The following is a 20,051-nucleotide window of genomic DNA, read 5'->3' as shown; positions in this document are numbered from 1 at the left end:
TTTCGTGCAGCAGCATGTCACGCAAGCCTGGCCAGCGGGGGAACCAGTGATACGCGGGGTTCTGAACAAGTTCTATGAGGCGTGCGGCTATCTCGCCGCCGCCTTCATGGTGGGGATCGCACTCGCGATCATCGCCCAGATCGTCGCCCGCTTTCGCGGCGTGACGCTGGATGCAACGGAAGCCGCCGGGCTCTGCCTGGCAGCCTCCACCTTCTTCGGATTGGCCCATACCTTCAGGCACGGTTCGCATGTCCGGATCAACCTGATCGTCAGTCGGCTCCCGGCCGGCCTGCGGCGACCTGTCGAGATCTTCAACTGCCTGCTCGGCGCGGTCGTCGTCTCGTTCCTCGCCTGGCATGTGAGCGCGCTGGCCCTGCAGTCACACGCGTTCAACGACGTCAGTCCAGGGCTCCTCGCGATGCCGTTCTGGATTCCGCAGACGGGCGTCGCCGTGGGTGTGACGGCCTTCGCGATCGCGCTCATCGATGAATTGCTCTGGCTGCTCAGCGGCGGCAGTGCCCGTTACGAGGCTCCCGACGAGATCGGCCTCGACAAGCCCGTGGCATAGGAACCCGTGATGGATTCGATCGTCATTGCCTCGCTGGTTCTCGCCGGCCTGCTGCTCTTTCTGCTGGCGAGCGGCGTCTGGGTCGCGCTCTCCCTTTTGACCGTCGGCATGGTCCTGATGGGTCTGTTCACGACGGCCCCGATGGGTTCGCTCGTCGCCTCGACGCTCTGGGATTCAAGCTGGGGCTGGGCGCTCACCTCCCTGCCGCTCTTCATCTGGATGGGCGAGATCCTGTTTCGCTCGAAGCTTTCGGCCGACATGTTCCAGGGGCTCGCGCCCTGGGTCTCGCGCCTGCCGGGCCGGCTGCTCCACGTCAACGTGCTCGGCTGCGGCATCATGGCGGCGGTCGCGGGCTCGTCCGCGGTGACCTGCGCCACGATCGGCCGGATCAGCGTGCCCGAGCTCGAGGCCCGGCGCTATCCGCTCAGCATGACCATCGGGACGCTCGCGGGCTCCGGGACGCTCGGACTGCTGATCCCGCCCTCGATCATCATGATCGTCTATGGCGTCACGGCCGAGGTCTCGATCGCGCGGCTGTTCATCGCCGGCGTCCTGCCTGGCCTGCTGCTGATGGCGCTGTTCATGGGCTACACGGCGATCTGGAGCCTGCTGAACCCAGACAAGATGCCGCCCGCGGATCCGCCGGTCCCCCTTCTGGAGAAAATCTATCGCTCCCGCCGGCTGATCCCGGTCGCCCTCCTGATCGGATCGGTCGTCGGCTCGATCTACGGCGGCATCGCGACACCGACCGAAGCCGCGACCATCGGCGTCGTCGGCGCGCTCGTCCTCGCCGCCGTCGGCGGAGGGCTCACGCGAGAGAGCTTCATGGAGAGCCTGATGGCGGCCATGCGGACCTCCTGCATGATCTCGTTCATCATCGCCTGCGCCGCCTGCCTGACGATCGCGGTCGCCTTCGTCGATATCCCGCGCTCGCTCGCATCCTGGGTCGATGCGATGCATCTCTCGCCCCATGCGCTGCTCGCGGTGCTTGCGGTCTTCATGCTGATCCTGGGTTGTTTCCTCGAGGGCATCTCGATCATCGTGCTGACGTCATCGGTCATGCTGCCGATGGTACAGGCAGCAGGCATCGACCTGCTCTGGTTCGGGATCTTTGTGGTGGTGCTCATCGAGGCCGCGCAGATCACGCCACCGGTCGGCTTCAATCTCTTCGTGCTGCAAAGCATCACCGGCAAGGACATCCTGGCCGTGACGAAAGCGGCGATCCCCTATTTCTTCGTGCTGATGCTGCTGCTCGTGCTGATCACGATATTCCCGCAGATCGTCACCATCTTGCCGAAGATGATGACCGGCTGAACCTTCCGAGGACTGGGTGTCTGATAGCGCCGGCGGCGACGGTCAGCCGCCGGCGCTCGCTCGCCCCAACGAGCTGGCGCGTTTCTCAGTCATCCGGCCTCCGCCGCCGGTGGCTTTTCATCGACGACGAACACACCGGGATTCGCGGCAACGAGAACCGAGAGTTGTGAAAGAACAGCGTCCAGATGGATATTCATGGCGGTGGCCGCCGCGTCGCCATCGCGCGCTTTCAATGCTGCCAGAATTGCACTGTGTTCCCGGAGAGTGTCTGCAAGGCGCCGGGGGGATGCGAGGATTTTGCGCGCACGCGCCAGGGTCCTTCTGGCCGAATCCACCGTTGCAGTGACGCGCGGAAAATCGAGACGGCTCAGCATCATCTCGTGAAATGCCAGGTCGAGCCGATGAAACTCCCGGCGATCGCCCCGCTCGACCGCGAGTGTCTGATAGGCGAAGTTTCCCTCCAGCTCGAACAGCCATTCATCCGAAGCATTCGGCGCCAGCGCGCGAACCATCTCCGCTTCGAGAGGGCGGCGGATGAACATCGCCTCCGTCAGATCCGTCATTCGAATCCGAGCGACGCGGCTGCCGCGCTGCGGAAGAATCTCGACGAGGCCCTCGGCTTGCAGCCTGTTCAGCGCATCCGAAACCGGGAAGCGCGAGACCCCGAATTCAACGCAGAGCGCGTTCTTGTCGATCATGGCTCCGGGACGAAGCTCAAGTTCGATAATCGCTTCCCGGATAGCTGAGAGCACTCGTTCAGTGGCATTCGTCATGGGTTTCGAGGATCTCAAAGGATGCTTGCTCCTAACAGTTTCCATGCTAGCATGCTAGTTGACATTTCGCGCAATCCAAGCACCTCACAACATTCGACGCAGCAAATAAGAGCCCGGAACGAACTCCGGCTGAACGCCCCTCTGGGAGGACCAAAATGCGGATGACTTTGTTACGCCTCGGCGCGCTCGCCGGCTTTGCCGCAATGGGCGCCGGGAATGCCGATGCGGCTGATGTTTCGTGGAAATTCTACACTTATTTTGCGGCAAACGATAAGCCGACGACGCTGCATCGGGCCTTTGCGCAGGATGTCGAAAAGGCGACCGGCGGGCGGCTGAAGATCACGGTGTTCTCGGCCGCAGAGCTGCCCTACAAGGCCTCGGACGTGCTGCGCATCGTCGGCTCCAAGCAGGTCGAGATGGGCGATGTCGCCTTCGGCTTCGTGGCTGGCGACGTGCCCGAGCTGAACGCGCTCTCGATGCCGTTCTCCTGCACGTCGATGGACAAGTTCTACGACACGCTCGCTCCGGCCATCGACAAGCCGATCAATACCCTGCTCGAAGCCAAGTTTCGCGCGACCTCGATCATGCAGTGGGTGATGCCGCCCCAGCAGCTCTGGCTGACCAAGCCGGCCAACGGAATCGACGGGCTGAAGAACCTCAAGGTCCGTTCCTGGAATCGCGAGCAGGCGGAGATGATGCGACTGGTCGGCGGCTCCGGCGTGACGATCACGCCGGCCGAGGTTATCCCGGCCCTGCAGCGCGGTGTCGTCGACGGAGCCTTCACTGCGGCGGTGCCAGCGCTGGACTGGAAGTTCAACGAGGTCACGAAGTTTGCCTACATGATGAACTTGACCTTGGCCCACCAGGCCGTGGTCGTGAATCAGGCGGCACTCCAGGCCTTGCCCGAAGACCTGCGCAAGACGCTTCTGGCCAAGACCGTGGAATGGGCGCCGAAATACCGCGCCGAGATGATCGCCGCCGACAAGGACGCCCGCAAGACACTCGCCGAGAAGGGCATGACCTTGCGCGATGCGACGTCCGAGGAAGTCGTCCGGCTGCGCGAGATCACCAAGCCGATCGCGGACGAATGGGCTGCCAAGGCAGGCCCTGTCGGCCAAGGCATGCTGGCCGTCGCCATCAAGTCCTGCAGCTGATCGTGCCCTTCTTGCGGGAGCCGTCGGCTCCCGCTCTCCAGCCGAGGAGCCTTCTCGTTGGATCGCATCCCGATCTTGTCGCGCGTGCTCGACATCATCCAGCGTATCGGCATCGTCGTCGGCGTAGCGATGATCGTCGCCATGGGCCTACTGATGAATATCGAAGTGGGGACGCGAACGCTGCTTGGCTTCTCCACGCAGATCTCCGACGAATATGCCGGTTATTTCTTCACGGCCGCGACGATGCTGTGCTTCCTGCCGGCGCTGAGGGATGAGCGGTTCCTGCGTGTCGAAGGGTTGATCGCCATGGCGCCGCCGCGCTTGCGCGCGATAGCGGAAGCCTTCGCGGCGCTGATCGGCGCCGGCACTTGCGCGGTTCTGGCAGACGCGACCTACGATCTGACCGCGGCCAGCATCTCTTTCGGGACGCGCTCGCTTCAGGCGTCGCAGACGCCGCTCGCCATACCGCAAGCCGTGATGCCGTTCTGCTTTGCCATCCTCTCGATTGCCTTCCTGGAGTGGGGCTGGGTTCGCTCCCGCCGGCTCTGGCGCGGCCAGACCGTCACCGAGACGCATCATGCCCTGGACTGAACTACTGGCGATCTATGGCGTGCTACTCGTCGGTACGCTGGCTTTCGGCGTCTCGATCGGCGCTGCCATGGGCTTTGTCGGCATCGTCGGCATCAGCATGGCCAGCGGGACGATGCTCTGGCCGACCTTCGGCGACATCGTGTTCAACACCACGACGAATTTCAGCCTCGTCTCGATCCCGCTCTTCGTGCTGATGGGCGAGCTCATCCTCCATAGCGGGATCGCGGGCCGGTTCTATTCCGGCATATCCGGCCTGTTCGGACGCATCCCGGGCGGGCTTGCCCAGACCAATATCGCGGGCTGCGCCATCTTCTCGGCGATCGCAGGTTCTTCCGTCGCCACTGCTTTGACGGTCGGAACCGTGGCGATCAAGGAAATGCGCTCCCGCGGCTATGCCGACAGCCTGACGCTGGGGACGCTGACGGCCGGCGGTTGCCTCGGCATCCTGATCCCGCCGAGCATCCCGCTGATCGTCTATGGCTCGATGACGCAGGAATCGGTCATCGACCTCTTCATGGCCGGCGTCGTCCCCGGCATTACGCTCGCTTTCATCTTCGCGATCTACGTCGCCATTCGCGCCACGCTCAACCCGAGTCTGACGCCGCGCGAGGAGCCCGTCGACGGCCAGACGCTGCGCCATGTCATGCGCGACGCGATGCCGGTGCTCGCACTCGTGGCTTCCGTCATCGGCGGCATGTATGCGGGCGTGGTGACGCCGACTGAAGCGTCGGCCTTCGGCTCGTTGCTGGCTCTTGTGCTGGCGCTGGCCTATCGGCAATTGACCTGGCCGAGGCTTTGGCTGGCGCTCCGCAACACCGTCCTGACTAGCGCCGTGATCATGTTCATCACGATCAATGCTCAGATCCTGAACTTCGCCGTGGTCTCCTCGGGCATGGGCCGAGGACTGGCCGACTGGCTGACGGCGATCGACGTCTCGCCATTCCTGTTCTTCTGCATCCTGCTGGTGATCTACGCCGTGATCGGCATGTTCATCGACGGCTTGTCGATCATGTTGCTGACGGTGCCGTTGCTTTATCCCACCCTGATGGCGCTCGGCTTCAATGGCGTCTGGGTCGGCGTCATCCTCGTCATCTTCATCGAACTCGGGGCCCTCACGCCGCCGATGGGACTGAACCTGTTCGCGATCAGCTCGATCGCGCCCGACAAGACGCTGGGAGAGATCGCCAAGGCCTCGGCGCCTTACGCCGTGCTGATCGTGGCCTTCTCTTTCGTGATGTACGCTTTTCCGGGACTCGCCCTTTGGCTGCCCGCCGCCCTCAAATGAAGTGACATCGCCGCCTCATGTTCGCGCCCCCTCCTTCGATCGAGCCTGCCGTCTTTACGCGCCTTCCCGACGAATTCCGTAAGCCCGAGCCGACGAGCGAATGGCATCGGCATCAACCCGGCAGCAATCCTGCGCATTCGCTGCTCGAAGGTCCCTCCTTCGACCGGGACGGCAATCTCTATTGCGTCGATATCCCCTGGGGGCGGGTCTTCCGCATCGACCCGAAAGGCGCATTCACGCTCGTCGCGGAGTATGACGGCGAGCCGAACGGGCTCAAGATCCACCGCGACGGGCGGATCTTCATCGCCGACTACAAGAACGGCATCATGGTTCTCGATCCGGAGACCGGAAGCGTCACCCCATTCCTCGCGCGCGTAAGGCTGGAGCGACTGAAGGCCGTGAACGACCTTGTCTTCGCGTCGAACGGCGACATGTATTTCACCGATCAAGGACTCACCGGGCACCATGACCCGACCGGGCGGGTCTTCCGCGTGCGGGCCGATGGACGGGCGGACTGCCTACTCGACAATATTCCGAGCCCGAACGGGATCGTGCTCGATCCCAGCGAAAGCGTTCTCTACGTCGCCGTCACGCGCGCCAATGCCATCTGGCGCGTGCCGCTGATGCGGGACGGAACCGTGGCCAAGGTCGGCACCTTCATCCAGCTTTCGGGCGGGGGCGGTCCCGACGGGCTGGCGATTGACGAGGCCGGCAATCTCGCTGTTGCCCATATCGGGATCGGCGCCGTCTGGCTGTTCAGCGAGGTGGGCGAGCCGATGCTGCGAGTCCAATCCGGCTTTGGACGGCACACGACCAACATGGCTTATGGCGGTCCCGACCGCCGGAGCCTGTTCATTACCGAATCCGCGACCGGGTCGATCCTGCGTGCGGAGATGCCAGTCGCCGGCAGGGTCATGTTCTCCGGCGTCTGAGGCTGCGCAGGGGCGCAAGCTGATGCATGCACGTCGATCTCTCGGGTTATCCAGCGATCCTGAGCTTCATGGCGCGTATCGAGCAGCGACCGAGCGTCCGCGCTTCACTGGAGGCCGAGGGTCTCAGGGCGGCATAGGCGTGTGCGGCCTCTGGGACCGAGCGGCCGCATGCCGTCGATCATGTCGTGCCTTGAACCGGCGGCAGCTCGCGCCAAGGCTTGTCGAGGCACAAGTCTTACCGAGACACGAGGTTGCGCTTGAGAAGCACGGCCGCGGCATCGAGGGAAACGCCACTCCCTCCCGACATCTGCTGCCCGGCCTGGATCGTGAATTCGGTCATGACGCGCAGGATCTCCTGCTCGGATCGGGTCACGCCCGCCGCGTCGAAATCATTGCGGATCTCGCTGACGACGTCGCGGCCTTCAGACCTCATCGCAGCTTTCGCCAGGGCCATCGCATAGGCTTTCGCGTCCTCGCCCGTGAGGCCCAATTGCTCGGCGGCCCAGCGGCCGAGCAATTGGTTGCAGAGAGCCGTCTTTGCCGCGTCGCCGATGCTGGTCATGTCACATTCTCCGACTGCCGCGCTCCACGACTGCGATGGACGCCGATGAAGCGCAGCTTTCCAGGTCAGCGCGCGAATGGCCGTCGTCGACGAAGATCCGCCTTGCGGCGCCGCCGCGCTTAGCGCCGCCCTGCCCGGTTGACCGGCCCGCCACGGTTCATCGGCGTTCCCGCGCGCACTCCGACACCTGGCGCTCCCACACCCGGCGTCGCCACCGCCGCCCGCGCGACTGGCCGTGGCCGCAGCACCACGCCCGGCCTTGCGACGCAGCCGACGGGGTAACCGACATATTGGCAGTAGATCACCGCGCTGGCCTCCTCGGTGCCCACGGTGATGAAACCGGGAACAAGAGCCAATAATAGGATCGAGAACTTCATGGTCTCCTCCATCGGCCAGGTTTCAAGCAAGCACGCAACAGCGCCGGGCGACGCTGAGGGGGGACTGCGGCCTTGTCGGGCATTCCAGCCGCCTGCTGTCCGTGATGCGGCGAAATCGTTCCCGACATGGCCAGCGCCCCCCGACCAGGCGCCATTGGGAAATAGGACTATAAGTATCCGAAGAACCTAGAATACCGAATATACTACCGTCTTCGGGCGTCGACAACTTTCGGTGTAGCCGGATCCGGTAATATTCTACCCGACTGCTTCGAACCTGGGCCCCAGGCCTCACCAGTAGCGAGAATTCCCGTCGCAATCTCTACGATAAGTTGTCAAAATATCACGCAGGGTGACTTTCAGCGTCAGCTTGCCCACGGAATGGCGCGTTACGCTTCACAGTCTTAGTTGCGCATGCGAACATGCGATCGATGAATCACCTATTAGGGGGAGATTTGCATGCGCCTAAGCCTTGTATCCACGGCCGTGCTCGCGGCATGTCTGGCGACATCGAGCTACGCCGCCGATCTGCCGGTGCGCGCAGCGCCGATCGTCTACGCTCCTGTCTTCACCTGGACCGGCTTCTATGTCGGTCTCAACGCTGGCGTGGGCTGGTCGGATTCGCGTAACGTCGTCATCACCGGACCGACGCCGGGCTCCTCCGGCATCCTGTCCGGCGGCGGCGGCGACGGCGTCTTCGTCGGCGGCGGCCAGATCGGCTATAACTTCCAGGTCGGCTCGATCGTCTACGGTGTCGAGACCGACATCCAGTATGTCGATGTCGGCGGCGACGTCTCGTGGGGTGCCTATAGCTGGTGGGCCCGCGGCGGAAATGACGGCGGCTATCTGGGCACCGTGCGCGCTCGCCTGGGTTACGCCATCGACCGGACCCTGATCTACATCACCGGCGGTCTGGCCTATGGTGGCCTGAACAGCAATCCGCTGACCGGCAACAACAGCAGCAATGTCGGCTGGACCATCGGCGGCGGCGTCGAATACGCCTTCACCAACAACTGGACGATGAAGATCGAAGGTCTCTACATCGAGAACGGCGAGGGACGTAAGAGCCGCGCCTTCGTCAACGGGCCGGGCGGCGTGCTTCCCGCCGGTCTCTATACCGCGACCACGGATGGCAACGGCGCCGGCGGTCTCCTGCGCGTCGGCGTGAACTACAAGTTCTGACGCACAGCCTCGGACTTCTGGAACAGCCCGGCGCCCTGCGCCGGGCTGTTTTCATGTCGGCTTTCAGCGCGACCGTTCCGCAATCGCCCACCCCGCCGTTCGAGCCGCGCAGGGAACACTGGTTCGCCGATCACGATGTTTACGCGCCGCGGCCGGGAGCGGTCGTAAAGGGAATGGGGAGCGGCCGGCGTTTGCCGGCTTCGCTGATCAGCCGCTCGCGCGGCTTCGGCCGGTCCTTTCAGGCGACGGCGATGCGCAGCAAGCAAGCAGGTCACGCAGGCAATGTCCGCTTCCAGGCAGGCGCTCGACCTCCGCCGCTGGCGCATCTCACCCAGGCACCGGCCCGCGATCGCCAATGCGGATCAGCCGTTGACGAGCGGTGCCGTCGCTATCGAACTGGCCGCCTTGTCTTTCGGAAACGAGCGCCTCGATCCGGCTTCGCCGATGCCTCGCGTAGCCCAGGAGGCCGAGCGGCAGGAGCATCGCCACAGCCGCTGCGGTCGCGATGATCGACAGCGCTGCTGCAAGACTGCGTCCGAAAGCGGTCGGGCGATCGCTCTTCGGCGATGAGAGCCATGCCGGCGCAGCCTGCCCGTGCGCGACGACCCACTCGATCATGAGATCCGTCCGTTGCTCGGTACTGCGTTGCCGAATGATCGACCGATCAGACATCCGATTCAGCATCGCAGCCGCGTCCGCCGGCCGATTCTCCAGATAGGCGATCTGGGCCAGCGTATAGGCTGCGGCCGAGCTGGCTGCTTGCGGCGACGTGATGCCTGCTTGGATCATGCCGAAATTGTACGACAAGCTGCCCGCTTTCGAAGCGGCACCGGGCGCTGTCGAAAGATCTGACGCAACAAGCGCCGTGAGCCGGGCTCGCAGGTCGGGCCGCAGGTCGCTCAACGCGACGGTATTGCCGGAATGGGGGAAGAATGCACTGGGAAGCACGAAGCAATAGAGCGCTCCGGCGAGTGCCATGCCAATCTGATAGCGGCGCGATTTGATGATCAGTATCGAGCTAAAGTAGAGGAATAGCGCTGCAAACAAGACATAGAGCCGAGTGGCATCCGAGATTGCGCCCTCAGACAGGCCGGACTGTTCAGCCTCCCGAGCAAATTTCATGACCTCCGAAACGAGCTCGATCCTCTCGAAAGCCGTATTCGAAGCCGCCTGGGGGAGCCGGTACCACCACCAGCCCAGCGTGCAGACCGAGGCGACTGCAGCTAGCCATCCGGTCGCCTTGGCATAGGCTCGGATGCGCCGCGACATCGCTGCCATCGTCGCCTGGCTGTCGAAGACGGTCGGCGACGGCTGCGGGCCGATGGCATGGCCGCTTCGTGGAGCGAGGTCATCAGCCTGCTTCGACGCCAGGGCCGATCGGAGCCGCTCTTCCGCATCGTCGATGCGCTCGGCGCGCCGAGCCATGTGTCCGGTCAGGATGCGGCTCGCCAGTCCGGCGGCGACCAGGACCAGGCCGCCGACGAAGCCGATCCACGCCAGAAATGCCCTGGTTTCATAGGCTGCCCGGACCGAGCTTTGCCGCAAAGGGCCGCGCGCGCCCTGATTGGCAGCGTAATCCTCGATCGCATCCATCCGCCGCTTGTCGAACGCATTCGGGCGGAAACCGCGCTTGGCAGCCTCGTCCAAGGCGCTCGCTGCAGCAGAGGCATCGCCACGAAGGGCGTATTCCTGGGCCATCACATAGGGCATGGCGAGCGCCGGCGCTGAAAGCCCGCTGAGGCTGGTGACCCGAACCACGGGCTTGCCGTTGGCGGTTGTTTCCTGTGCCGGCTTGCCCTGGTTTGCGATGAGATCGGCGAATGCGATTTTCCGATAGGTCGCGGTCTGCGCGGTTCGACCCAGCTGGTCATAGATGCCGCCGAACAGGGGGATGACGATGGGGCTGCCGACGACAATGACCGGGGCCAGCAGCATGAACTTCCATGTCGAAGGGCGATACAGGCGAAAGACAAGCAAGAGGCCGTATAATGGCAGGACCAAGGGCTTCAGTGTCAGGTCGAAGCCCAGCAGGCTCCAGGGCAGCAGGAAGAACGCTCCGACGAGCCCGGCGAGGAGCCAGCGCCCCCTGATGATGGCACCCGCGCCCATCAGCGTGATGAGGCCCAGCGCCAGGCCGAGCGTCAACGGACTCAGATTGTCGGCCTGCGTGACGGCATAGGATGTCGGGCTGGTGAACGCGACCTGGCCGAGGCTGCCGGGCACGAAAATCCAGCCGTCGAGCGCCGCCAGTTCGACAGGGTTCGCCGGCCGGAACAGCGTTGCCATGAACGCGACGATCGCGCCGGCGAAGGCGACCAGCTCTCCGGCCACGCGCAGCCTGCCGGACGAGCGGGCGAGCCGGCCGGCATTTGCGCTGGCATAATCGCCCGGGCTCGTGCCCACAAACGGGTCGAGCCATACGGGGAGCACAGGAAGACTCCCCGGAACCGGCTCGGATTCCGGCGAAGCCGCTTGCCCGGTCGCGCGTCGGCCGAACAGCCTCATCTCAGCCGTCGCCCAATCCGATGGCGTTGATGCCGCTCGTCATTTCGCTCCGCAGGCGCTCCAGCTCGGCGATCGCCTGCTTGCGGCCCTCGGCTCCGGAGACATGCTCCTTGCGGACATCCGAGAGGGTCAGCAGGATCTTGCCATGGACCTCGCGCAGGGTGTCGATGTCGATCACAAGGCGCTGATTGGCCCGCGCCGTGGCGACGGAGTTCTGATGCAACAGCTCCGCATTGCGCCGCATCATCGCATTGGTGGTGTTGTCGATGGCAGCCGAGAGTTCCTCGGCCCGGCTCTGTTCGTCGAGCGTCAAGGCCAGCATGAAGCTGCGCTTCCAGGCAGGCAGGGTCAGCTGGCGAATGGTCTGGAACTTGTCCACCAGCGTGAGATTGTTGGACTGGATGATCCGGACCATCGGCAGGGTCTGCATCGCGGCGTGCTGCAGCATCTCAAGGTCGTCGGCGCGCTTGTCGAGTTGATTGCGGCTGGTTTCCAGCAAAGCGATGCGCTCCGCTGAATCGAGATCCCCTGCCCCGGCGCCGATATCCCGGATCGCCTCGTCGATGTCGGCCAGCCGCAGCCGGATCGCCTGAACATGCTGGCCGAGCAGGATATGGTCCTGCTTGACGCCGTCATACATCAACTGGAAATCGCGGCTGCGCCGGTTCAGGAGCTGCGCGGTCGAATCGACCTGGGCCACCAGTTTATCGACCCGCTCCTTCACCGTTTCGAAGCGCGCCACCGCCCGTTCCCGGGACATGGCGAAGCGCTTGAGCAATCCGCCGATCAGCGGCGTCCGGGACATGCCGTTATCGAGCGCGTCGAGGTCGAATTGTTGCGCGGTCTGCACGATCTCGTTCAGTCGACGCCCGGTCTCGTCGAGATCGGCCGCCCGCGCCGAGTTGAGGATCTCATCGGTATAGGCGGTCGAGCGCTCGGCGATCTCCTTGCCGAATTCCTGAATGGAGAGCGGCGAATGAATGTCGATCGTGGCGGCGAGACGGAGAACCTCGTCGTCCGTGGAGCCGGTCGCGGCGAGCTCTCCGGCCAGGTTCGAAACGGCTTCGGTCATATGCGCGCGTCCTGTTCGAGATGGGCGATGAGATGGCGATGCGTGTCGGTGAAGTCCTGCGCAGCCTTGGAGAACGTCTGGTGCCCCGCTGCCTGGGCCAGGGCAAAGGCATGGCGCTGCCAGAGCGGGATGATCAGCGTGTCGACATCGGTGCAGCGATCGAGCAAGCGATCCAGGACGCCCTCGGCGAGGACCATCTGTCCGAGCGTCAGGATATTGGCGGCATGCAGGGCCATGATGCTGGCCAGGCGCCGCTCGAACCTGTCTCTTGCGAAACCATCCGTCCCGGCTTCACGCCCCAGCAGCGCCTGCGCCGCGGCGATGACGGCTTGCAGCCGCTCCTGCTCGCTGTCGAGATCCCGGCGCGCCTCCGCGAGGAGCCGGCGCAGGCGACGCCCCGCAAGGGCGGCCTCGCGCAACCGGGCGACCGCCGAGATCACCTGTTGAGCGGAGATTTCGAACCTGAGGCGCGCTTCGACATCCGCGCCTGTCAGCCGCGAGAAGAAACCCTGCTTCGCGAGCAAGGCGCGATGGTCCACATCCTGAAGCAAGGTGAGGACCGCCTCGATCTGGGCGCGAATGTCGCGGGCGGGCGTCGAGCGAAGCAGATCGATGTCGATGCCCGCGCCCGATGCGGCTTCATCAAGCTCAGCGACAGCCGCATCATCGAGTGTTCCGAGAAGCATGTCTTCCGTTGCCCGGTCCGAGATGCCCTGATCCTCGGCCAGCATTCGGAAAAATCAGTTATTCCCCAAGGGCAGTTCGCGCCTGAGAGTCAACGAACCCGTAAAACTCTCAAAGAAAAGCTGACGACCGTAACCCTGACATTGAGAATGCAGGGATGGGCGGAGCAAAGGCCCTCATTTGCCGCGCCAACCATCGTCAGGCCGAGCCCCCCGAACAGCGTCCTGCCTCGATGATCCCGCGAGGTTCGATCGATTACTTTGCGCCGGCTGGCGCCGTCCCGAACAGCGTCGCCTCGATGCACTGCCAATGAGCGGTCAGCCAACCATGGGACGCGGGCGCGGTATCGAACTCCTGGCGCAGGGCGGCGACCGCGACCTGCTTGCCGCGATAGCGCAGGCTCGGCGGCAAGGCCTGCAACAGCCCGCTCAACTCGTCGAGAACGCCTGCCGGGAATTGCCGCATATAGGCGGCGCGCCCCAGCCCGAAATCATAGCGGGAGGCTGGCGGGGCGGCGTTCGGCCTGGCCCTGCTGACGGCCGTCGCGGCCTCATCGACCTCTGCGCCGTCGAGGACGACACCGTAGATCGCCTCGGCATCGGCGACGCTGACGAAGCCGTCGAGGACATCGTCCAGCACCTTGGCGCTGTCGCGTGACAAGGGGTCGCCATAACCGCCGCCGGCCGGCGTGCGCAGGCTGATGACGTCGCCGGCGGAGAGCCGCTCGACATTGACCTTGCCGAGCCGCTTCTGCGCGTTCGTGCCCGGGTTGAGCACGCAGTCGCCCGGCGCTCCCGCCTTGCCGCCGTCGAGGCCCCAGGGCTGGAACTTGGTGCGTTCCATGCCGCGCGCCGTGAAGATCGTATTGGGATGCAGCAGCCTGACGTCGAGCCTGAGCGCACTGCCGCCACGGAAGCGCCCTGCCCCGCCGCTGCCCGGGATCACCTCATAGGCAAGTACGCGCAGCCCGGCCTCGTGCTCCAGGATCTCGCAGGGCGTATTGCGCAGCGAGCCGAGCGAGATGTCGCAGCCCTCGACGCCGTCGGCCCAGGGGCGGCCGCCGGAACCGCCGATCATCGGCTGGATGACCGTGACCTGGCGCTGGCCGCTATGGGGATCGACGGTCGAGATCGCGGGAATGGTGGCCTGGCCGGCGCCGGCGGCCGGGATCGTGCCGGGCAGCAGCTCGGCGAGCGCGCCCTGGACGATGGTGAAGATCAGCTGGGTCAGCGCGTAGCGCACGCCGGTGGCGGCCGGGAAGGAGGCGTTGACGACGCTGCCTTCCGGCGCCGTGAAGCGGAACGGACGGATCAGCCCGGCATTGATCGGCATGCCGGGATCGCGGGTGCGGAAGAAGCCGAACATCGCCAGGCAGAGGAATGGGTGGCGGCCGTTGGTGGCGAGGTTGAAGGCCGCCTGCACCTGCGGGTCGGAGCCGGTGAAGTCGAAATGCAGCCCGTCCTCGCCATCCTTCTCGACGCTGAGCTTGATGCGCACCGGCACGTCCGAGACGAAATCATCCTCGAGATAGTCCTCGAAGCTCCAATGCGAGTCCGGCATGGTGCGGATCACGGCGCGGGCGCGGCTTTCGGCATAGCCGATCAGCGCATCACGGCCCTCGCGCACGGCGTCCAGCCCCCATTTGACCACGGCCTGGCGCACGCGCGCGTCGGCGATGCCGAGCGCGGCGACGACGGCGTTGAGATCGCCCCAGTTCTTGTCGGGAATGCGGACATTGGAAAGCAGGAACTCGCGCACGTCCTCCTGCAGCACGCCCTTGGCATAGAGCTTCTTGGGCGTGATCCTTATCCCCTCCTGGAACAGCTCGTAGGCGCTCGGCTGGATGCTGCCGGCGACGATGCCGCCCATGTCGGAGGAATGGATGAAGGCCCAGGCGAAGCCGATCAGCTCGCCCTCGGCGAAGATCGGCTTCAGCAGGTGGTAGTCGGGCAGATGGGTCGAGACGCCCCTGGTGGCGAAGGGGCAATTGGCGATGCCGATATCGCCCTCATGCCAGGGCGCCAGCGCCTTGATGAAGGTCGAATAGTCGATGCCGATATAGCTCTGCGCGCCGATCGAGACCGGAAAGGCGAAATGCTCGCCTGATGGCGTGATCAGCCCGGTGGTGAAGTCCTGGCTCTCCTTGATGAAGGTCGTGTAGGCCGTGCGCTCGAGCGTGTAGCCGGAGGCCTCGGCCGCAGCGCGGAAATAATTGTTGAGGATGCCGAGCAGGACGCCGTCGATGGCCATGGTCACAGTCTTTCCAGGATGAGCGTGCCGGAGGCGTGGCAGCTCGCGCTCCAGCCGGGAGCGACATAGGTCGTGGTGTCGTCCTGCTCGACGATGGCCGGGCCGGAAAAGCCAGCGCCGACGGGGATGTCGCGGCGCTGGTAGATCGGCACGGGCTGGAAGGCGCCGCGCACCACGACATCGCGGCTGCCGCTGGGGCGAAGCTCGGTCGCCTGTCCGCTCGGCAACTCGCGCGCCGCGGGCTTCTCGGTGGTACCGATGATGGTGACGCGCAGGTCGACGATCTCGACCGGCGCCGCCTCGTCGGCATGGGCGAACATGGCGCGGTGGCGCTTGTGGAAGGCGTCGCCGATCGCGGCGAGGTCGCCCTCCTCCAGCCAGCGCGGCTCGAGCGGCACGTCGATCTCGTAGGACTGGCCGAGATAGCGCATGTCGGCGGCGACCTCGAGGCGCTGCGCCGCGAGCTCGGGCGCCTCGCTGCCGAGCCAGGCCTCCGCCTGGCGGCCGAGATCGCGGAACGCATCGGCCAGCAGCCCGGCCGAGCTGGCGAGCGGCTGCACGATCGAGCGCACGAACGGCTTCGAGACGTCCGAGAGCAGCGCGCCGAGCGAGCAGAGCGTGCCGGGCGCGGCCGGAACGAGGATGCGGGTGATGCCGAGCTCGTCGGCGACCGGCACGGCCAAGAGCGGGCCGGCGCCGCCGAAGGGCAGCATGGCGTAATCGGCGACCGAGACGCCCTGCTTCGCGGCGAGGTTCGAGAGCTCGGCATAGATCGAGCTCGCCGCGACCTGCATCACGGCCTCGACCGTCTCGGCCTCGCCGCGGCCAAGGCGCGCGCAAAGCGGAGCCAGCGCCGCGCGGGCGGCCTCGACCGAAAGCCTGAGATGGCCACCGGCGAAGGTGTCGGGATTGAGGAAGCCGCCGACCAGGAAGGCATCGGTGACGGCGGCTGCGCTGCCGCCGCGGCCGTAGCAGGCCGGCCCGGGATCGGCGCCGACGCTGACCGGGCCGATCCGCATCACGCCCATCTCGTCGACCGAGATCACCGAGCCACCGCCGGCGCCGATCGAGGAGACGCCGACGACCGGCATCAGCAGCGGGAAATCGGCGACATGCTCGCTCTGGCTGATGCGCGGCGCGCCGCCATTGACGAAGGCGACGTCGGCGCTGGTGCCGCCGATATCGAGCGTGATGAAGTCGCCGATACCGGCGAGGCCGGCAGCATGGACGGCGCCCATGACTCCGGCGGCCGGGCCCGAAAGCAGGGTCTCGACCGGGTTGCGGCGGGCGCTCGCGGCGCTGACGATGCCGCCGGTCGACTGGGTGATGAAGGGCCGCGCCGCCATCCCCATGCCGGCCAGGCGGGTCTCGAGATCGCCGAGATAGCCGTCGATCTTCGGCATGACATAGGCGTTCATGATCGAGATCAGGGCGCGCTCGTATTCGCGCATGCGCGGCCAGATCTCATGCGAGCAGCAGACGAAAAGATCGGGCGCCAGCTCGCGCACGCGCTCGCGGACGCGCTGCTCATGTGCCGGGTTGCCATAGGCGTGCATCAGGCAGACCACGAGCCCGTCGAGCCCGGCTTCGCGCGCGGCGGCGACGGCCGCGTCGATATCGGCCTCGGAGAGCGCGGTTTCCTCGCTCCCCTCCGGTCCGAGCCGCCCGGTCACCTCGAAGACATGGCGGCGCGGCAGCAGCGGCGTCGGCCGGCCGGTGCGCCAGTTATAGGGCGTCGGCATGCGCAGGCGCTGGATGACGAGCAGGTCGCGGAAGCCGCGCGTCACGATCAGGCCGAGGCTGGCGCCGTCGCGCTCGATCAGGGTGTTGAGCGCGATCGTGGTGCCATGGACGAAATAGCCGATCTCGGCCGGCTCGATGCCGTGCTCGCCGGCGAGCCGCTCCAGCCCGGCGACGACGCCGAGCGCCGGCTTCGCCCGGTTGGTCGGCACTTTCAGCGTGACGAAGCGCTCCTCGTCGGCGCGCCAGAGCGACAGATCGGTGAAGGTGCCGCCGATATCGATGCCAAGACTATGCTGCGGTGACGTCACTCGACACTCCCGGGGCTGGACAGTCCGAACAACCGGCCCGCGACCAGGATGACGGAGAGAATAAGCACGATCTGCACGGCGGAGGCCGCCGCGACGAGCGGCGACTGGTCCCATTCCATGAAGGTGAAGAGCCGCAGCGGCATCGTGATCGACTGCGGCCCGGAGATGAACAGCGCGAGATAGATGTCCGAGAAGGAGATGATCAGCGCGAAGATGAAGCCCGACATCAGCGCGCTGCGGATGATCGGCAGCGTCACCAGGCGGAAGGTCTGGACCCGCGTCGCGCCGAGCATCCGGGACGCCTCCTCGACGCTGGGCTCGACCGCGCGCATGCCGACGACCACGGTGCGGGTGGCATAGGGCATGGTGATCAGGACATGGCCGAGGATGAGGCCGAGCAGCGAGCCGGAGATGTTGAGCCAGGCGAAGGCGAGCAGCAGCGCGAGACCGACCAGCACGCGCGGCACATAGAGCGGCGAGAGCAGCACCGTCTGCAGCGAGGCGCGGCGCGCTCCGCCGCGCGCCAGCGCGAGCCCGGCCATGGCGCCGAGCGCCGTCGAGATCGCGGCGGCGATCAGGGCGAGTTGCAGGCTGAGCCAGAGCGAGCCCATGAACTCGGCATTGGCGAAGAAGGCCTGGAACCAGCGCAGGGAGAAGCCCCGCGGCGGGAAGCTCATCAGCTCGCTGTCGTTGAACGCCTCGATCAGCACGACGACGATCGGCGCCAGCAGGAAGGCCATGACGAGGGCGGAGAGCACGGACACGGCGATCCATGCCGGCGAGCGGCGACGGCCGGTCATAGCCCCTGCGCCTTCTGCGGGACCGAGCGCAGGTAGCTGTAGATCAGCGCGGTCGAGACCAGGACCATGATGATGCCGACAGCCGAGCCGAACGGCCAGTTATAGCTGACCAGCATCGCGTCATAGGCGATGGCGCTGATCATCTTGACCTGGGCGCCGCCGAGCAGCGCCGGCAGCGCATAGGCGGTGATGGCGAGCGAGAACACCATCAGCGAGCCGGAGATCATGCCGGGAATGCTGAGCGGCAGCGTGACCTTCAGGAAGACCTGGCGCGGCGTGGCGCCGAGCGCACGCGCCGCCTCCTCCACCGAGGGCGGGATATCCTTCAACGCCGCCAGCAGCGGCACGACCATGAAGGGCAGCAGCACCTCGACGAGGCCGAGCACGACGGCGTGCACGCTGTTGAGCAGGCGCAGCGGCAGCGCGATCACGCCGAGCTGGAGCAGCACCGCGTTGACGACGCCGTTATAGCCGAGCAGCACCATCCAGCCATAGGCGCGCACGACCAGGCTGATCATCATCGGCACGAAGATCAGGTAGACCAGCACCGGCTGCCAGCGGCTCTTCGTCCGCGCCAGGAAGAAGGCGAGCGGGTAGCCGAGGACCAGCGACAGCGCGGTGACCAGCAAGCCGAGCTGGACCGTGTCCGCGATCACCTTCAGGTAGAAGCCGTCGCCGAGGAAGCGCCAGTAATTGGCGAGGGTCAGCGTGTAGTCGGTGATCTTGCCCGGCACGAAGCGCCAGACGCTGAAGACCAGCATCAGCGCCAGCGGCGCCGCCAGCGCGAGCAGGATGACGAGCAGGCTCGGCGCGGTCAGCAGAAAGGTGCGGCGCGAGGCGGCGGATTCGTCCGACATGGCTCAGGCGTCCCTGTCGAAGACGGGAATGCAGTCCGCCGTCGCCACCGCGAGGCGCACGCTGTCGCCGATCTCGGGGAGCGGCTCGCCGCGGACGATGCGCCAGGCCGCGTCGAGCGTCTCCGCCACGCCGCCGGCCGCCGCCATCGCCACCGAGACCTGCGCGATGTCGCCGAGATAGACGATGTCGGTGACCTGGCCCGAGATCAGGTTGTCGCTGCCGGCGTTGTTGCGCTCGCTGCTTGCGACGAAGCGCACGGTTTCCGGGCGGATCGCGAGGCGCAGGCCCTTGGCTGCGGACGGCCTTGTTCCGGCAACGCGCAGGGCGACGCCCCGCGGCGTGCGGAACAGCCCGCCGCTGCCGTCGAGCGTGCCCGGCAGCAGGTTGCACTGGCCGATGAAGCTCGCGACGAAACTGGTGCTCGGGCGCTCGTAGATCTCGCGCGGCAGGCCGACCTGCTCGATGCCGCCGCCATGCATCACGGCGATGCGGTCCGACATCGCCATCGCCTCGCCCTGGTCGTGGGTGACGTAGACGGCGGTCATGCCGAGGCTGCGCTGCAGCGCCCTGATCTCGTCGCGCAGCTGCTCGCGCAGCTTCAGGTCGAGATTGGACAAGGGCTCGTCCATGAGCAGGACCTTGGGATTGACCACGAGGCCGCGCGCCAGGGAGACGCGCTGCTGCTGGCCGCCCGAGAGCTGGCGCGGCGAGCGCTCGCCGAGATTGGCGAGGCCGACCTGGTCCAGCGCCTTGCGCACCCGCGTTTCGAGCTCGGCCTTGGCGACACGCTTCAGGCGCAGCCCGAAGGCGACATTCTCGAACACGCTCAAATGCGGGAACAGCGCGTAGTTCTGGAAGACCATGCTGAGGCCGCGGCGCTCCACCGGCACCTCGGCCATGTCGCGCCCGCCGATCCGCAGGCTGCCCGAGGTCGGGCTCTCGAAGCCGGCGATGATGCGCAGCGTCGTGGTCTTGCCGCAGCCGGACGGGCCGAGCAGCGAGACGAACTCGCCCTCGGCAATGGTCAGCGAGACGGATTTCACCGCATCGACCGCGCCGAAGCGCTTGCCGATGGCCTCAAGCTCGATCATGGCGG

18 protein-coding genes are annotated in these 20,051 nt (G+C 65.9%); 7 read left to right on the top strand and 11 right to left on the bottom strand.

Going from position 1 to position 20,051, the window contains the following annotated elements:
• The first annotated feature begins 46 nt into the window (after positions 1–46).
• Positions 47–568, top strand: coding sequence for a TRAP transporter small permease (locus EV560_RS34390; RefSeq protein WP_165923774.1), 522 nt, complete (start codon positions 47–49; stop codon positions 566–568).
• Between the two features lie 9 nt (positions 569–577).
• The gene (locus EV560_RS34385) at positions 578–1,882 is read left to right on the top strand and encodes a TRAP transporter large permease (protein ID WP_131860383.1); all 1,305 of its coding nucleotides are present in this window, start codon (positions 578–580) and stop codon (positions 1,880–1,882) included.
• An 89-nt stretch (positions 1,883–1,971) separates the two neighbouring features.
• Here EV560_RS34385 and EV560_RS34380 read toward each other — a convergent pair whose 3' ends face one another.
• Positions 1,972–2,655, bottom strand: coding sequence for a GntR family transcriptional regulator (locus EV560_RS34380; protein WP_165923773.1), 684 nt, complete (start codon positions 2,653–2,655; stop codon positions 1,972–1,974).
• 161 nt (positions 2,656–2,816) lie between these two features.
• On the opposite strand from EV560_RS34380, the gene dctP reads away from it, so the two are divergent.
• The 4 genes from dctP to EV560_RS34360 all read left to right on the top strand — a co-directional run bounded on the left by dctP (position 2,817) and on the right by EV560_RS34360 (position 6,617).
• Complete coding sequence (dctP, locus tag EV560_RS34375) at positions 2,817–3,809, top strand: TRAP transporter substrate-binding protein DctP (RefSeq protein ID WP_165923772.1); 993 nt, start codon at positions 2,817–2,819, stop codon at positions 3,807–3,809.
• An 84-nt stretch (positions 3,810–3,893) separates the two neighbouring features.
• The gene (locus EV560_RS34370; protein WP_248312353.1) at positions 3,894–4,400 is read left to right on the top strand and encodes a TRAP transporter small permease; all 507 of its coding nucleotides are present in this window, start codon (positions 3,894–3,896) and stop codon (positions 4,398–4,400) included.
• Positions 4,387–5,685: a TRAP transporter large permease gene (locus EV560_RS34365; protein WP_131860379.1), complete on the top strand. Its 1,299-nt coding sequence runs from the start codon at positions 4,387–4,389 to the stop codon at positions 5,683–5,685. Before EV560_RS34370 ends, EV560_RS34365 begins: the two co-directional genes overlap by 14 nt.
• Positions 5,686–5,702: 17 nt before the next feature.
• The gene (locus tag EV560_RS34360; RefSeq protein WP_131860378.1) at positions 5,703–6,617 is read left to right on the top strand and encodes an SMP-30/gluconolactonase/LRE family protein; all 915 of its coding nucleotides are present in this window, start codon (positions 5,703–5,705) and stop codon (positions 6,615–6,617) included.
• Between the two features lie 235 nt (positions 6,618–6,852).
• Here the strand turns inward: EV560_RS34360 and EV560_RS34355 are convergent, their stop codons facing one another.
• Together EV560_RS34355 and EV560_RS34350 are read right to left on the bottom strand one after the other, a co-directional pair.
• Positions 6,853–7,179, bottom strand: coding sequence for an ATPase inhibitor subunit zeta (locus EV560_RS34355; protein WP_131860377.1), 327 nt, complete (start codon positions 7,177–7,179; stop codon positions 6,853–6,855).
• Between the two features lie 119 nt (positions 7,180–7,298).
• Positions 7,299–7,556: a hypothetical protein gene (locus EV560_RS34350; protein ID WP_131860376.1), complete on the bottom strand. Its 258-nt coding sequence runs from the start codon at positions 7,554–7,556 to the stop codon at positions 7,299–7,301.
• 456 nt (positions 7,557–8,012) lie between these two features.
• Here EV560_RS34350 and EV560_RS34345 point away from each other — a divergent pair, with 456 nt between their 5' ends.
• The gene (locus EV560_RS34345) at positions 8,013–8,735 is read left to right on the top strand and encodes an outer membrane protein (protein ID WP_131860375.1); all 723 of its coding nucleotides are present in this window, start codon (positions 8,013–8,015) and stop codon (positions 8,733–8,735) included.
• A 327-nt stretch (positions 8,736–9,062) separates the two neighbouring features.
• Here EV560_RS34345 and EV560_RS34340 read toward each other — a convergent pair whose 3' ends face one another.
• The 8 genes from EV560_RS34340 to EV560_RS34305 form a co-directional block, all read right to left on the bottom strand.
• Positions 9,063–11,240 (bottom strand): hypothetical protein, encoded by a 2,178-nt coding sequence (locus EV560_RS34340; RefSeq protein ID WP_131860374.1) that lies wholly within the window; start codon positions 11,238–11,240, stop codon positions 9,063–9,065.
• Between the two features lies 1 nt (position 11,241).
• Complete coding sequence (locus EV560_RS34335; RefSeq protein ID WP_131860373.1) at positions 11,242–12,312, bottom strand: toxic anion resistance protein; 1,071 nt, start codon at positions 12,310–12,312, stop codon at positions 11,242–11,244.
• Entirely contained in the window at positions 12,309–13,043 is a 735-nt protein-coding gene (locus tag EV560_RS34330; protein WP_131860372.1) for a hypothetical protein, read from the bottom strand. Before EV560_RS34330 ends, EV560_RS34335 begins: the two co-directional genes overlap by 4 nt.
• 208 nt (positions 13,044–13,251) lie before the next feature.
• Positions 13,252–15,246, bottom strand: a complete 1,995-nt coding sequence (locus tag EV560_RS34325; protein ID WP_131860371.1) for a hydantoinase B/oxoprolinase family protein — start codon at positions 15,244–15,246, stop codon at positions 13,252–13,254.
• Between the two features lie 2 nt (positions 15,247–15,248).
• A complete protein-coding gene (locus EV560_RS34320) occupies positions 15,249–17,297 on the bottom strand; it encodes a hydantoinase/oxoprolinase family protein (RefSeq protein WP_165923771.1) in 2,049 nt (682 codons plus the stop codon).
• Positions 17,294–18,097 carry an ABC transporter permease gene (locus EV560_RS34315; protein ID WP_131860369.1) on the bottom strand — a complete coding sequence of 268 codons (804 nt, stop codon included), beginning with the start codon at positions 18,095–18,097 and terminating at the stop codon, positions 17,294–17,296. The genes EV560_RS34320 and EV560_RS34315 overlap by 4 nt, the downstream gene beginning before the upstream one ends.
• Positions 18,094–18,954, bottom strand: a complete 861-nt coding sequence (locus EV560_RS34310) for an ABC transporter permease (RefSeq protein ID WP_131860368.1) — start codon at positions 18,952–18,954, stop codon at positions 18,094–18,096. The genes EV560_RS34315 and EV560_RS34310 overlap by 4 nt, the downstream gene beginning before the upstream one ends.
• A gap of 3 nt (positions 18,955–18,957) precedes the next feature.
• On the bottom strand, positions 18,958–20,046 hold the full coding sequence (locus EV560_RS34305) for an ABC transporter ATP-binding protein (protein WP_131860367.1): 1,089 nt from the start codon (positions 20,044–20,046) through the stop codon (positions 18,958–18,960).
• Positions 20,047–20,051: the final 5 nt, after the last annotated feature.

The sequence above is a fragment of the Allobosea sp. BK604 genome, from assembly GCF_004341515.1.
Lineage (GTDB): Bacteria > Pseudomonadota > Alphaproteobacteria > Rhizobiales > Beijerinckiaceae > Allobosea.
The sequence above is the reverse complement of the archived record's forward strand: the minus strand, read 5'-3'. Positions and strand labels throughout refer to the sequence as shown.

What these genes read in the sequence shown, in the direction of transcription:
- EV560_RS34385 (WP_131860383.1), top strand. Translation starts at nt 578, where the DNA reads ATGGATTCGATCGTCATTGCCTCGCTGGTTCTCGCCGGCCTGCTGCTC.
- EV560_RS34380 (WP_165923773.1), bottom strand. Translation starts at nt 2,655, where the DNA reads ATGACGAATGCCACTGAACGAGTGCTCTCAGCTATCCGGGAAGCGATT.
- dctP (WP_165923772.1), top strand. Translation starts at nt 2,817, where the DNA reads ATGACTTTGTTACGCCTCGGCGCGCTCGCCGGCTTTGCCGCAATGGGC.
- EV560_RS34365 (WP_131860379.1), top strand. Translation starts at nt 4,387, where the DNA reads ATGCCCTGGACTGAACTACTGGCGATCTATGGCGTGCTACTCGTCGGT.
- EV560_RS34360 (WP_131860378.1), top strand. Translation starts at nt 5,703, where the DNA reads ATGTTCGCGCCCCCTCCTTCGATCGAGCCTGCCGTCTTTACGCGCCTT.
- EV560_RS34355 (WP_131860377.1), bottom strand. Translation starts at nt 7,179, where the DNA reads ATGACCAGCATCGGCGACGCGGCAAAGACGGCTCTCTGCAACCAATTG.
- EV560_RS34350 (WP_131860376.1), bottom strand. Translation starts at nt 7,556, where the DNA reads ATGAAGTTCTCGATCCTATTATTGGCTCTTGTTCCCGGTTTCATCACC.
- EV560_RS34345 (WP_131860375.1), top strand. Translation starts at nt 8,013, where the DNA reads ATGCGCCTAAGCCTTGTATCCACGGCCGTGCTCGCGGCATGTCTGGCG.
- EV560_RS34340 (WP_131860374.1), bottom strand. Translation starts at nt 11,240, where the DNA reads ATGAGGCTGTTCGGCCGACGCGCGACCGGGCAAGCGGCTTCGCCGGAA.
- EV560_RS34335 (WP_131860373.1), bottom strand. Translation starts at nt 12,312, where the DNA reads ATGACCGAAGCCGTTTCGAACCTGGCCGGAGAGCTCGCCGCGACCGGC.
- EV560_RS34330 (WP_131860372.1), bottom strand. Translation starts at nt 13,043, where the DNA reads ATGCTGGCCGAGGATCAGGGCATCTCGGACCGGGCAACGGAAGACATG.
- EV560_RS34325 (WP_131860371.1), bottom strand. Translation starts at nt 15,246, where the DNA reads ATGGCCATCGACGGCGTCCTGCTCGGCATCCTCAACAATTATTTCCGC.
- EV560_RS34315 (WP_131860369.1), bottom strand. Translation starts at nt 18,097, where the DNA reads ATGACCGGCCGTCGCCGCTCGCCGGCATGGATCGCCGTGTCCGTGCTC.
- EV560_RS34310 (WP_131860368.1), bottom strand. Translation starts at nt 18,954, where the DNA reads ATGTCGGACGAATCCGCCGCCTCGCGCCGCACCTTTCTGCTGACCGCG.
- EV560_RS34305 (WP_131860367.1), bottom strand. Translation starts at nt 20,046, where the DNA reads ATGATCGAGCTTGAGGCCATCGGCAAGCGCTTCGGCGCGGTCGATGCG.